At 49.3% G+C, this 13,330-nt stretch carries 13 protein-coding genes; 4 read left to right on the forward strand and 9 right to left on the reverse strand.

What is annotated here, in order from left to right; genetic code table 11:
- Positions 1–139 precede the first annotated feature (139 nt).
- Positions 140–505 (reverse strand): cupin domain-containing protein, encoded by a 366-nt coding sequence (locus tag K6Q96_RS17295; protein ID WP_251881323.1) that lies wholly within the window; start codon positions 503–505, stop codon positions 140–142.
- Between the two features lie 252 nt (positions 506–757).
- Complete coding sequence (locus K6Q96_RS17300) at positions 758–1,657, reverse strand: DMT family transporter (protein ID WP_251881325.1); 900 nt, start codon at positions 1,655–1,657, stop codon at positions 758–760.
- A 176-nt stretch (positions 1,658–1,833) separates the two neighbouring features.
- Here K6Q96_RS17300 and K6Q96_RS17305 point away from each other — a divergent pair, with 176 nt between their 5' ends.
- The 3 genes from K6Q96_RS17305 to hppD all read left to right on the forward strand — a co-directional run bounded on the left by K6Q96_RS17305 (position 1,834) and on the right by hppD (position 4,480).
- Positions 1,834–2,733, forward strand: coding sequence for a helix-turn-helix domain-containing protein (locus tag K6Q96_RS17305; RefSeq protein WP_251881327.1), 900 nt, complete (start codon positions 1,834–1,836; stop codon positions 2,731–2,733).
- Positions 2,734–2,868: 135 nt separating this feature from the next.
- Positions 2,869–3,216, forward strand: a complete 348-nt coding sequence (locus K6Q96_RS17310) for a DUF2750 domain-containing protein (protein ID WP_251881329.1) — start codon at positions 2,869–2,871, stop codon at positions 3,214–3,216.
- A 190-nt stretch (positions 3,217–3,406) separates the two neighbouring features.
- Positions 3,407–4,480 carry a 4-hydroxyphenylpyruvate dioxygenase gene (gene hppD / locus K6Q96_RS17315; RefSeq protein ID WP_251881331.1) on the forward strand — a complete coding sequence of 358 codons (1,074 nt, stop codon included), beginning with the start codon at positions 3,407–3,409 and terminating at the stop codon, positions 4,478–4,480.
- 49 nt (positions 4,481–4,529) lie between these two features.
- On the opposite strand, the gene K6Q96_RS17320 is transcribed toward hppD, so the two are convergent.
- Both K6Q96_RS17320 and K6Q96_RS17325 read right to left on the reverse strand, forming a co-directional pair.
- Positions 4,530–5,141: a flagellar brake protein gene (locus K6Q96_RS17320; protein ID WP_251882395.1), complete on the reverse strand. Its 612-nt coding sequence runs from the start codon at positions 5,139–5,141 to the stop codon at positions 4,530–4,532.
- 96 nt (positions 5,142–5,237) lie between these two features.
- Complete coding sequence (locus K6Q96_RS17325) at positions 5,238–6,020, reverse strand: substrate-binding periplasmic protein (RefSeq protein WP_251881333.1); 783 nt, start codon at positions 6,018–6,020, stop codon at positions 5,238–5,240.
- An 82-nt stretch (positions 6,021–6,102) separates the two neighbouring features.
- Here K6Q96_RS17325 and K6Q96_RS17330 point away from each other — a divergent pair, with 82 nt between their 5' ends.
- A complete protein-coding gene (locus tag K6Q96_RS17330) occupies positions 6,103–8,424 on the forward strand; it encodes a response regulator (RefSeq protein WP_251881336.1) in 2,322 nt (773 codons plus the stop codon).
- A gap of 66 nt (positions 8,425–8,490) precedes the next feature.
- Here the strand turns inward: K6Q96_RS17330 and K6Q96_RS17335 are convergent, their stop codons facing one another.
- The 5 genes from K6Q96_RS17335 to K6Q96_RS17355 are packed head-to-tail and all read right to left on the reverse strand — an operon-like array spanning position 8,491 to position 13,330.
- The gene (locus tag K6Q96_RS17335; protein WP_251881338.1) at positions 8,491–10,224 is read right to left on the reverse strand and encodes an ABC transporter substrate-binding protein; all 1,734 of its coding nucleotides are present in this window, start codon (positions 10,222–10,224) and stop codon (positions 8,491–8,493) included.
- Between the two features lie 25 nt (positions 10,225–10,249).
- The gene (locus K6Q96_RS17340) at positions 10,250–10,522 is read right to left on the reverse strand and encodes a DUF2160 domain-containing protein (RefSeq protein ID WP_062663417.1); all 273 of its coding nucleotides are present in this window, start codon (positions 10,520–10,522) and stop codon (positions 10,250–10,252) included.
- A gap of 11 nt (positions 10,523–10,533) precedes the next feature.
- Entirely contained in the window at positions 10,534–11,331 is a 798-nt protein-coding gene (locus K6Q96_RS17345; RefSeq protein WP_062663418.1) for a carbohydrate ABC transporter permease, read from the reverse strand.
- A 3-nt stretch (positions 11,332–11,334) separates the two neighbouring features.
- Positions 11,335–12,204: a carbohydrate ABC transporter permease gene (locus K6Q96_RS17350; RefSeq protein WP_062663419.1), complete on the reverse strand. Its 870-nt coding sequence runs from the start codon at positions 12,202–12,204 to the stop codon at positions 11,335–11,337.
- Positions 12,194–13,330 (reverse strand): ABC transporter ATP-binding protein, encoded by a 1,137-nt coding sequence (locus tag K6Q96_RS17355; RefSeq protein ID WP_251881340.1) that lies wholly within the window; start codon positions 13,328–13,330, stop codon positions 12,194–12,196. Before K6Q96_RS17355 ends, K6Q96_RS17350 begins: the two co-directional genes overlap by 11 nt.

Here is a 13,330-nt window from a genome sequence, read left to right on the forward strand (position 1 = left end):
GGGGCTAATCTGCCACAAAGTAGTATTGGAAAAATCAATGGTAAAGACATACGCGAGGTATGTCGTGAGAATCGCTGAAAAGCATGTTCAAGAAGATGAGCGAATTCGAAACTCTAGAGTTTTGGGGTCGTGATGAAGTCTAAATCCACTCCTGCGCATGTACTGACACTGTGACATCAGTTTCCAGCGCGCCTGTGTGCTGGGTGGACGCTGGCTCAATCATCATGAAGTGGGTATCTTCCTCTGCCACCGGGCAGTGTTCCACACCTTTTGGCACCACAAACAATTCACCCGGATTAAGCACAATGTCTCTGTCGCGAAGCTTTAACGTCAGCTGACCTTTCAGCACCAGGAACAGTTCATCCTCATTCTGATGGCTATGCCAGACCAACTCGCCGCTGCCTTTGGCGATCTTTACTAATTGACCATTAGATTCGGCGATGATCTTGGGCGTCCAGGTTTCATCAAACAGGGAAAACTTATCGGTCAGGGTAATTTTGTCCATCTCAGTATTCCTAAGTAGCGTGAACGTTACTGCCATATTTTGGTCACTATTGTTCGCCATAATGCCATTTCTTAACGCCTGTATTGCCCGCTTTGTTCGCTTTAATCACCCAATCAAACAAGAGAGGGCAAGACGATGAAAAAGCAACCAAACAAACACTCATTTACGCTCGGGATCCCATCCTGGCTTTGGCCGGTTTTGATCAGCATGGTTTGGGTTATTCAGCTGGCGGCAGAATAAAAAATCGAGCGCTTAGCGGTGTGCGTGGTACCAGCGTTTTACAGGCTCTGGTAAGCCAAACACCCTCAGGTTTCCGCCAACCACCAGCATCACGCCGAGCACCGATTGCCATGTCCATTCATAGCCTTCAAAAATGGTTGATAAAGACAAGGCAACCAGCGGGAATAGGACAGTGCAGTAAGCCGCTTTAGCCGCGCCAATGCGCCCAACCAATGCAAGGTAAGTATTGAATCCGACCACAGAGCCGATGATGGCGAGATAGACCAACGCGGATACATACAGCGGCGTGGTGGTGAAGGCGAGTGAATGCCCCATCAACAATGCGATGGCGAACAGGTACAGCGCGCCATAACCCATGGCCCAGCCCGTGGTTGGCAGCAGTGGCATGCCTTTTAGTTGTGCGCGGGCAGAAACCAGATTACCCATGGAAAAGAAGTAAGTGCCAACAAAGGTGACACCAAGGCCGAGCAATATGGTGAGATCCATGGCGGAGTGAATAAACTGGGCGCCAAACAGCATCAAGATGCCAGAAAACCCCATGAGTGCCCCTTGAATGAAAGAAGTGTCGGGACGTTTTTTCTCAAGCCACCAGAGGTTGAGCGCGTTCAGAATCGGCGCGAGGGAAAAGACGACCGCGTTGAGCCCACTTGGAATGTACTGGGTGGCGAAATAGAAACAGAGAAAGTTGTTGGAGAACAGGCAAAGTGCCAGCAGCACTGCCATTTTGTGGTTTTCTTTGGAAAGTCGGGGCAGCTTGCCGCGAAGGGCAAGCCAAGCCAGAAGCGCAGCGGATGCAATAGCGAACCGCCATCCAACGGAAACAACCACCGGAGTGTCCCCAATCTGGAAAGCGATCGCCAACCAGGTGGTTCCCCAGATTAAAACCGTGATGACGTAAAGCGATGCGTTCATGACTTCCCCTTTTATTGTGCCAACTATCGTTGTTTTTTCATCAATCTATCTCCAAGCCATTTTTTAGGCTTTCAGCATCCTGCGGTTTTTATAGATTCTTGCGCTTTTTTCCTTCGAAGCATGTTCAACCAGCGGAAGTGCCGATATATTGAAAAAGAGAAAGGAGTGGTATTTCAATGGACAAGGATTCGTCTCAAACCCTCAAAAGGCAGCGAGTTTACAACGTATTGAAGGACAACACGGCGCGGCTGCACAATGAAATCTGGCAGGATAATGGCTTGGGGTCAGCCGTATGGAGTAACAGTCATGGCAGCGCCAGCTATGAAAAGCCGGGTCACCATACGTTGAGTTTTTATCTTAGTGGCGGACAGAATACCAAGCGCTGCCTGTCCGGTGGTGATATGTTTGGTGGTGAAGACAAGCTGTGTCTGATGCCAACCGATCATCGCTCGCAATGGTCTTTTGCCGATCCCTTCAGCTTCTTCCATTTCTACTTCGAACAGAAGCATCTACAGAACTTTGCTGAACAGGTGTTCGACAAAGAAGGCCGGCATATTGAGCTTAAAGAGTACACCTTTGTTGATGATCCTTTCGTCAACCAATTGGTGCGCCAGACCATGCTGCGGTTGGATTGGGAAAGTGATACCGATAAGCTGATGATGTCTCATGCCCAGCAAATGTTGCTGCTACATCTGGTACGTCGTTATTGCCAACTGCCTTTGCAATTGCCGCAATCGCGGGGTGGGCTCTCTCCACAAAACCAAAGACTGGTCTTGGAGTACATTGAAAGCCACCTTATGAAGTCCTTTACCTTGACTGATTTGGCAACCTTGACGCAACTGAGTGAATTCTACTTTGCCCGCATGTTCAAAACCAGTTTTGACTGCACGCCACACCAATACGTTTTGTCACGCCGAATTGCACGCGCAAAAGATTTACTTCAGGAAAATATCCTGCCACTGGCTGAGATCGCGATGGCCTGTGGATTCTCTTCTCAACAGCACTTTTCCCAGCAGTTTAAACAACGTGTTGGCATGACACCTGCCGCTTTCCGTAAGGCACAAAACTGTCGTTAATGTCGGTTTGGAAGCGCTACTGCATGATCCTCACTTTTAATACATGTTTTTGCCTCTCTGGCGCTTAGATTGAGAAGTTGGGAAGGATGAATTCCCAACTTGGTCATTTATTGCGACGAATAGGAGAGAGCCTGCATGACGACCGAAAATACAGCGCCTGTTGAGCATTTCGTTGATGCATCCCGTCAAACCGGCGCGATCTGGGGTTTACACTGTAAAGATGGATGGGTGATCTGTGACTCGGCCATTTATGAAGGCACGGATGTGATGCCGTTTTGGTCAACACGAGAAGCCGCTGAAATTCACTGTGTTGATGAATGGTCAGAATTTGCTCCCGTCGCCATTCCACTTGAAGAATTTGTGGATGACTGGCTGGTGGATCTGGCGAATGACGCCGTCATGCTTGGACCAGATTGGGGAGATGATCTCAGTGGCGAAGAGATCGAGCCCAGAGAGTTAGCTGAAAAATTCGTTTTACAGTAGATAGTTACGCTTCTCTGTCAATCTGAGTGTACAAAATCTTCTTTACAGCGTGCTCTTGTGCAGCACGCCCTCTTGCGTTGCCTTCTAACGTTTCAGAGTGCTATCCCTAATTAAGTGATTTAACAAGGTTATAACAACCCAAGCGTTGTTATGGCCAACTGAAAGGGATCGTAGATTAGGAGGATTAACGATGACACAGACAACAATCAACCCAATGGGGACTGACGGCTTCGAGTTTGTTGAATACACTGCTCCGAATGCGAAAGGTATTGCTGCTCTGAAGAATCTGTTTTCACTGATGGGATTCGCCGAGATTGCGAAACATAAACATAAAAATGTGTGGCTCTATCGCCAAGGGGATATCAATTTCATTGTGAATGGTGAAATTGACTCACAGGCGGAAGGTTTCGCCAAAGTGCATGGTGCAAGCGTGAACGCCATGGCATTTCGCGTGCAGGACGCGCGACATGCAGTGGGTTATGCAGTCAAGCAGGGGGCCACGGCCTGTGAGGCACGTGTAGGGCCAATGGAGCTGAACATTCCGGCAATCCACGGTATCGGTGATTCTTATTTGTACCTCGTTGACCGTTATGGTGACAACGAAATCTACGACATCGATTTTGACTATTATCCAGATTGGCGCGAGCGCCTTTCAGCATCTGATGCGGGTCTGCAGGTGATTGATCATCTCACCCACAATGTTGAAAAAGGCAACATGGATACATGGGCTGATTTCTACGACCGTATTGCGAACTTTAAGGAAATCCGTTTCTTTGATATTGAAGGTAAGCTTACGGGGCTTAAGTCTCGCGCGTTAACTGCGCCTTGTGGCAAAATCCGAATCCCTATTAACGAGTCGAGCGACGACAAATCCCAGATCGCCGAATATCTCAAAGAGTACAATGGTGAAGGCATCCAGCACATTGCGCTCAGCACTGATGACATTTACAAAACGGTAGAGTCACTGAGGGCTCGCGGTATGCGCTTTATGGACACGCCAGACACTTACTATGAGAAAGTGAACACGCGTGTAGAAGGGCACGAAGAGAGCATTGATCAGTTGCGCGATCTGAGAGTACTGATTGATGGCAATGGGGAAACAGGGATCTTGCTTCAGATATTCACAGATACCGTCATTGGTCCTGTGTTCTTTGAGATCATCCAGCGAAAAGGAAATCAGGGATTTGGTGAGGGTAACTTCCAGGCACTGTTTGAGTCGATTGAGCTTGACCAAATTCGCCGTGGCGTATTGGATGCGGGATAATCAGCATCACTCTTAAAATGAAAAAACAGGCCAATTGGCCTGTTTTTTGTTACACGTCCAGTGACCTGTCGTTCACTCTCATATCAAAGAGCAACTGGTAGAAAAACTCTTTGCGCAGTGTCGAGCTGCTCTCATCAAAGAGAACGCCCGCCGTGGGAGGTTCTTTATCATTATTAACTGTCACTACTTTGCCAGTAATCACACCTTTCAAATCACTGCCATATTCAATATGAATTTTCAGGGTCTCGTCTTCAAAGAACAGGTGTTCATCGCCGGATGCTGAAAGGCAGCAACCAGAGACAGAGTAATCGATAAGGCGCCCTTTGAATGGGCCTTCGTCAGCGTCGACACGCACTGTTAGGTTAGTATCTATACGGGGTTCCTGACGAATTTGGCGGTGGGCAATACTTTCCGGTAAGGAGACAATCAAGAGGCGAATGGGTTTTTGAATCACTCCCATCACCAAGGAGCGAAACGCAATCACATCACGGAATTCACTGTCGGTGATGGCGCGGATAATAAGCTGATTATTGGGGATAAAGAAACGCTCGATAATGGGGTCGTTGCCGTTTGGGCAATCGATCAATAAAAACTGATCTTTACGATAGCCCACGATACGAGAGGTAACCTGAGTTTTACGTGGATCGTCTGAAAGCTCCATATTCAATCGGGCTCCAACTGATAAGAGCCGGTAAAAACTGTCTTGCGATTCCTTTTTAACTGCCTGCATAAAGCTGATCTCTCCCCAAAGTGACGGTCATAAATAACCGCCAATGATGCTAGCCAGCTCCCCGTTATCTCGCATCTCTTGTATACGCTTATCCATAAACTGCTGAATCTCAGGACTGATTCCGGGTGAGTAGGCCAAATGGATGTTGTATTTCGGGATGAGGTTGTTCACTTCAAAAAGTGTGTATTCGTTTTGGGTGTAACCAAGACGCTTAAGGTGGTATTTGAGACGAAGGTCCATTTCGACAAAACCGCCAACGTTCTTCAGACGATCAACGACGCGGAATGCCGAATCATAGTTCTTGACTCGAACTTCACTGACTGAGCCGCTTCTTATCTGCTCTTCAAGACCGGGATAGTCAAATCCAAACAGCAAAACGGCGATTTTTCCGTTCAGATCCTCTGGCGTTTGATACACAAACTCAGAGTCGGTTCGACTCAGAATACTGTGCTCTACTTCAAGAATTGGGAATTTGGAGAGATTCGCTGCCTGCATGTCACCCCATGCTGGGCTGCCGTAAGTGACCCAATTTTTATCTTTATTTTTATTTAATTCAGCGAGGTAGCGGTTGAAGGGGTAAGTGTGAATGACTATCTGGTGCTCAGTGCCTTTAAATGCCTGTTTAAGTACGTCCGTGACTATGCCACGATGGTTCTTACCTTTGTCCTGAATTTGCAGTGGTTCAGCCTGATCCTGGATAACAAAATAATCCAGCATCGCAGCCGAAACAGGAGCAGAAAACAGGGAAAGTAAAAGCGGATAGAAGATGACGCGATTAACAGTACGGATAATGGATTGCTTTTCAGACATTGTTTTGACCATCCATGTTTACAAATCGTGGCTATTCTTACAGGTGGGTGCTCTGAATTTAAGACATTAATAAGCCTAGACTATGTTGAATCAAAAAGAGAATCTTCATCAGCCTTCAAGCATGGCAGCACGATTAGTAGGTCGTGTTCTTCTTGTGTGTAGCCTGCTTGCATTCCTTGTTGCGGCTTTTGCTTTGTATTTGGATTATCAGGCACGTACGGAGCAAATGCGCCAAAATGCCCTTTTAATTCAAAAGACTGACGTAGCCAGTATTACCAACAGTGTTTGGCAGGAAGACATGAACCAACTGCAGGTAACAACGCAGGGGATCTTTCGCGACCCAGACATTAGCTATATTCGAGTATTTGACGACGATCGCACATTGGCCGAGCACGGCGTGATGCCTTCAGAGCCAAAGTTTGCCTATCAATGGCCATTGGTGCACGAGCAATTTGGTAAAACCTATCAACTCGGTTTTCTGCAAATAGAGGTAAGCCTCGAAGATATCTACAGCGCTCTGACTGAACGTTTTGTGATATTGCTGCTCTTCCTTGGTGGCGCAACGTTGATCCTCGGTAGCTTGGTGTTCTTCATCGTTTATGTTGATGTGGTTCGCCCGCTGGTCTGGATTTCTCATGGTGTCACCAAATTCGGGACAGACAACCTGCCAAAACCCATTAAACCACCCAATCAAAAAGTGGGTGAGGAACTGGTCACGCTCTACACCCAATACAACGACACCATCGAAAAGATGCGTGAGTACAGTGCCGAGCTTAAAAGTGCAAAAGTGCAGGCAGAAACAGCTAACCAGAAGAAGAGTGAATTTCTCGCCAACATGAGCCATGAAATTCGCACGCCAATGAATGGCATTATCGGCATGGCTTCGCTGCTGAAAGGCACGCGTTTGGACGAAGAACAGCGAGAATTTATAGAGATGTTGGAAACATCCTCTCTATCGCTTTTGGATATTATCAACGACATTCTCGACTTTTCGAAAATCGAAGCGGGTAAGCTCGAACTGGATTACGTCGAGCTGAACATGTTGGAGCTTTGCAAAGACATTGAGCATCTTTTCCGCCTTCGTACCAAAGAAAAAGGTCTCGAATTTGAATGCAGTCTGGATCAGGACATGACGCCACTCCTAATGGGTGATGCGCCCCGTCTGCGCCAGGTGATGATCAATCTTGTCGGGAATGCGGTGAAGTTTACCCAAAACGGTAGCGTACGCGTGTGCATTCGTCAGGTTGGTGAAGAGGGTGACAATATTTCTGTGCGCTTTGAAGTGCAGGACACAGGTATTGGGATTCCATCGAACAAACTCGACACCATTTTCGAAAAGTTCGAACAAGCTGATGGTAGCATGAGCCGCAACTTTGGCGGTACAGGATTGGGTCTCGCGATTTCGAGCCAGATCGTTGAGCTCATGGGGGGGCATATTGAAGTGGAAAGTCAGGAAGGCGAGGGAAGCTGTTTCTTCTTCACTGTGACGTTTGAACGCGCTCAAATGCCGGAAGCTACCCCGGCCGATGCATTGCTTTTCTCTGATGCTGCCATGCTGCTGGTGGATGACAGTCGATTAAACATGCGAATTACCAGCGCACAACTTGGTAATTTGGGTTGTCAGGTGACCTGTTGTGTACATCCTGAAGATGCGGAAGGGATGATTGCGGAGCGTATCGATACCGCCAAGCCGTTCAAGCTTGTGATTCTTGATAAGCTCATGCCGAACTCAGACGGCTTCTCTATTGCCTCTAAATTGCGTAAGCGCTTTGGCAAGCGTTGCCCGAGCTTGATGATGATCACTGCTGCACCGGAAGTACACGACAATGTGAAGTTAGAGAACCTCAACATTGAAGGTTACCTCTCCAGACCTTACAAATTTAATGACCTTCGCAACCACCTAACCCGAATTCTACGCGGTCAACAGGCCAAGCTGGGTGTGGTTTCTATGATTGAGCACAAAGCAGATCAGGCATCACGTGAAAGCAAGGTACCAGAACCTACTACATACTCCGGCCGTGTGCTGGTGGTGGAAGATACCCTAGTGAATCAACGTGTCACGCAGGCGATGTTGGCGAAGTTGGGTGTGGATGTGGTAGTGGCTGAAAACGGTCAGGTGGCGATTGATTACTGTAAGGAAGATATGTTCGACCTGATCTTCATGGATTGTCAGATGCCCATCATGGATGGATACCAGGCATCGCGTATTCTTCGCGAGCACGAATATGCGCCTCATACGCCGATTGTCGCCCTAACTGCTAATGCAACGGCACAGGACAGGGATGATTGTTTGAAATGCGGTATGGATGATTACATCGCCAAGCCGGTCAGCAAGGCAGATCTGGAACGAATGATTAAGGCGCATATGCCTGGTTCTCAGCATGGTGAAGCCAAAACGCTCTAACGTTTAGAACCTTTTAAGCCAAATAAAAACGCCTGCTTTCGCAGGCGTTGTACTTACTTGGACTCGTTACATTGCTGACTTCCATTGCTGTAGCAGTTCATCGTAATTGATGGTTTGGCCTTGTGGCTTCTCATTACCCAGCTTGGCTTTTGGTGCGCCCGGCAGGTTCAGCCAGTACTCAGCATCACGTGGCTTATTTAGCTTAGGACCACAAGCACCTTGTACTTTTGCACGCTCCAGACGTTGCAATACGCGGTCTTGTGCTTTCGCCAATCCATCCAATGCTTCCTGAGGTGTCTTCTCACCGTTTGCTGCTTCAGCAATAAATTGCCACCACAGCTGTGCCAGTTTTGGATAGTCAGGCACATTGGTACCGGTTGGTGTCCACTGCACGCGCGCCGGGCTGCGGTAGAATTCCACCAATCCACCCAGTTTCGGTGCGACATCCGTCATTGCCTGAGAATTGATGTCGGACTCACGGATAGGCGTCAGACCCACCAGGGTTTTCTTAAGAGACACGGTTTTCGCCACAGTGAACTGTGCGTAAAGCCATGCCGCCATGCGGCGTTTTGGATCGGTCGATTTCATCAGGGTCCAAGAACCGGCATCCTGATAACCGAGCTTCATGCCGTCTTCCCAGTAAGGTCCACGTGGTGAAGGTGCCATACGCCATTTTGGTGTGCCGTCTTCGTTCACAACAGCCAGACCGGGTTTGGTCATGTCAGCGGTAAAGGCGGTGTACCAGAAGATTTGCTGTGCAATCGAACCCTGTGCAGGAACCGGGCCCGCTTCAGAGAAGGTCATGCCTTGTGCTTCGGGTGGCGCGAATTCACGCAGCCAATCAACGTATTTCGTCGTGGCATAAACGGCGGCAGGGCCGTTGGTCGCACCACCACGCTCAACGCTTGAGCCAACAGGTGAGCAGCCTTCCACACGGATGCCCCACTCATCAACCGGCGTTCCGTTCGGAATACCTTTGTCACCTGCACCTGCCATGGAGAACCAAGCATCGGTGAAACGCCAACCCAGTGATGGGTCTTTCTTACCGTAATCCATGTGGCCGTAAACGCGCTCGCCATCGATCTCTTTCACGTGAACAGAGAAGAATTCAGCAATATCTTCATAGGCAGACCAGTTAACCGGTACTCCGAGCTCATAGCCGTATATCTCTTTGAACTTGGCTTTCAGATCATCTCGGGCAAACCAATCGGCGCGGAACCAATAGAGGTTAGCGAACTGCTGGTCAGGCAGTTGGTAAATTTTGCCGTCCGGTCCGGTGGTAAAGCTGATGCCAATGAAATCGTCCAAATCCAGTGTAGGCAGGGTCACGTCTTTGCCTTCACCGATCATGTAATCGCTGATAGGGAACACTTTGCCGTAGCGGAAGTGGGTGCCAATCAAGTCAGAGTCATTGATGTAGGCATCGTAGATGCTGCGGTTGGACTGCATCTCCGTTTGCAGTTTTTCGACCACGTCACCTTCCTGGATCAGGTCATGGGTGACCTTGATACCGGTGATCTCCTCGAAGGCTTTCGCCAGCACTTTGGACTCATATTCATGGGTGGTAATGGTTTCTGAGACAACCTTGATTTCCATGCCGCGGAAAGGTTTGGCAGCGTCGGTAAACCAGGCCATTTCCTTGAGCTGTTCCTCTTGGCTTAGCGTGGAAGGGGTAAACTCATCGCCAACCCACTTCTTTGCTGCGTCGCTGTACTGATCGGCGAGGGCCGCCGGTGCCAGTAGCATGCCGATCATGAACCCAAGTGGTGTCCATTTATTTACAGCAGGCAATTGCTTCATAGTTTCGCTCCTTTGTCGTTTTGTCCTAACCCCAACGTAAAACCGCAATAAGCCACACTATGGCGACCCCGAAGGGATACCAGATAGGCAGATCCGTCATTCCGATGAAGAGAAGGTGTATATAGGCACTGCCGAGCAGTCCTATAAATAGTCGATCACCCCGGGTTGTGCGGATAGGCAAAAATCCTTTCCTTTCCACACAAGGACGGAGTACTTCGAATACGGTCATCGCCACCAACATGCAGGCGATGGTGATAAAAAACAGGGCGCTCGGGAGTGTCCAGGCCATCCAATTCATGTCATTTCTCCTTATACACGTCCGAGTGCGAAGCCTTTGGCAACGTGGTTACGCACGAACCAGATAACCAACAGACCGGGAACAATAGTCAACACACCTGCAGCAGCGAGCACTCCCCAGTCGATGCCGGAGGCACTGACGGTTCGCGTCATGGTCGCAACGATAGGTTTTGCGTTGACAGAGGTGAGTGTCCGCGCCAGCAGCAGTTCAACCCAGCTGAACATAAAGCAGAAGAACGCGGTGACACCGATCCCTGAGCGGATCATCGGGATAAAGATCCTCACGAAAAAACGGGGAAAGCTGTATCCATCGATGTAGGCGGTTTCATCAATCTCCTTTGGCACACCGCTCATAAAGCCTTCTAGAATCCATACCGCGAGCGGCACGTTGAAAAGGCAGTGGGCGAGTGCCACAGCGATATGGGTGTCGAACAAGCCCACTGAGCTGTATAGCTGGAAGAATGGCAGCAGGAATACAGCAGGCGGTGCCATTCTGTTGGTCAGCAGCCAGAAAAAGAGGTGCTTGTCGCCTACGAACTTGTAGCGCGAGAACGCATAAGCGGCAGGCAGTGCAACCGACAGTGACAGCAGGGTGTTAATACTCACGTAGGTAAGTGAGTTCAGGTAACCCGAGTACCAACTTGGGTCTGAGAAAATGACAATGTAGTTATCCAGCGTAAAGCTTTGCGGCCAGAACGTGAGTCCGCCCAAGATCTCTTCGTTGGTTTTGAACGACATCATTAGTAGCCAGTAAATTGGCGTCATCAGGAACACAATGTAGGCGAGCAGGCCAAAGGTTTTTCTGTTCATGGCTTAGCTCCTTTTGTCCATGTTGGTCATAGCGGTATAGAACACCCAGGACACCAGTAAGATGATGAGGAAGTAGATAATAGAGAAGGCGGCTGCAGGGCCGATATCAAACTGACCGACTGCCATCTTGGTTAACGCCTGTGAAAGGAAAGTGGTTGCGTTACCTGGTCCTCCACCTGTCAGCACGAATGGCTCGGTGTAGATCATGAAGCTGTCCATAAAGCGCAGCAGTACGCCAAGGAGTAGCACACTCTTCAGTTTGGGAAGCTGAATGTAGCGGAATACAGCCCAGTTTGATGCGCGGTCGATTTTCGCAGCTTGGTAATAAACATCTGGAATAGCGCGCAGGCCAGAATAACAAAGCAGGGCAACCAGAGATGTCCAGTGCCAAACATCCATCACCAGCACGGTAATCCATGCATCGACCGGATCTGAGGCGTAGTTGTATTCCACTCCAATGTTGTTGAGGAACCATCCCAGTAAACCGATATCTGCCCGTCCGAATATTTGCCAGATAGTGCCGACAACGTTCCAGGGGATAAGAAGGGGAATGGCAAGAACGATCAATACCAGCGAGGCTTTGAAACCGCGTGCTGGCATGCATAGCGCGACCGCGATACCTAACGGGATTTCAATCGCCAGTACACAGAAAGAATAAATGAACTGACGAACCAGAGAGTCATGTAAACGTGGGTCGTTCAAGATCTCCCTGTACCATTCCGTACCCACAAAGTAGCGGGTGTTCTGATCAAAAATATCCTGAATTGAGTAGTTCACCACTGTCATCAGCGGGATGATGGCGGAGAAAGCGACCAGCAGGAATACTGGGAGTACCAGTAGCCAGGCGCGGTTATTTTCCGTCTTAGTTTGCATCCTGACCTCCTGTCGCGCTTGCGCTTTCTTCTGGCTCTCCGGCCAGATATTCATCGATGTAGAGTTTTAGCCATTGAGCCGGGAAGCTGATATGGGTATGCCCCTGAGGAATTGGCGCCTCTTCGGCAATGCGCAGTTTGATCGGTAGCGTGCCGAACATCGCCGTGACGATTTTGTAGGTTCCCAAATCTTCAACGTGTTGCACCGACACTTCCCAGGAGTCACCTCGTTTTTCCTGCCAAACGTGCACAAACTCAGGGCGTATTCCGACCTTGATATTCTTGCTGTCGGTGCTTTCTAGAACTTGGCGCTGAGCGTCCGTTAGGGTGATGGGCATGTCTTCAAAAGATACGTTGCCGTCACTGGTGCGTTGAACTGGCAGGAGATTCATGCCCGGGCTACCAATGAAAAAGCCTACGAAGGTGTGATTGGGTCGTTCGAACAGTTCGCGTGGAGAGCCAAACTGCACGATGGCACCGTCATACATCACCGCAATTTCTTCCGCGAAGGTGGCCGCTTCGAGTTGATCGTGGGTGACATAGATCATGGTGATGTGGAACTGCTCATGGATCTGGCGGAGCTTACGGCGCAGTTTCCATTTCAGGTGTGGGTCAATAACCGTCAGCGGTTCATCAAACAAAATGGCGGAGACATCTTCACGCACTAGACCGCGTCCCATGGAGACTTTCTGCTTTTCATCTGCGTTTAGGTTGCTGGCGCGTTTTTCCAGAACGTTGTTGAGTTCCAGCAGTTCAGCCACTTCACTGACACGCGAACGCACCTTGGCTTCCGGCGTTTTCATGTTCCGAAGCGGAAACGCAAGGTTGTCATATACCGTCATGGTGTCGTACACCACAGGAAACTGGAAAACCTGCGCGATGTTGCGCTCTTGTGGCGCAAGCTGGCTGACGTCCTGATTATCAAACATGACTTCACCTTCTGACGGCGTCAGCAGGCCGGAAATAATGTTCAGCATGGTACTTTTGCCGCAACCAGAAGGGCCCAGCAAGGCGTAGGCACCGCCATTGCGCCAGGTATGGGTCATTTTGCGGATGGCATAATCCTCACGGCTTTGAGGTGAAGCCTTGTAGGAATGCGCCAAGGAGTTAAGAATGATTTCTGCCAT

The organism is Grimontia kaedaensis (assembly GCF_023746615.1).
GTDB classification, from domain to species: Bacteria; Pseudomonadota; Gammaproteobacteria; order Enterobacterales; family Vibrionaceae; genus Enterovibrio; species Enterovibrio kaedaensis.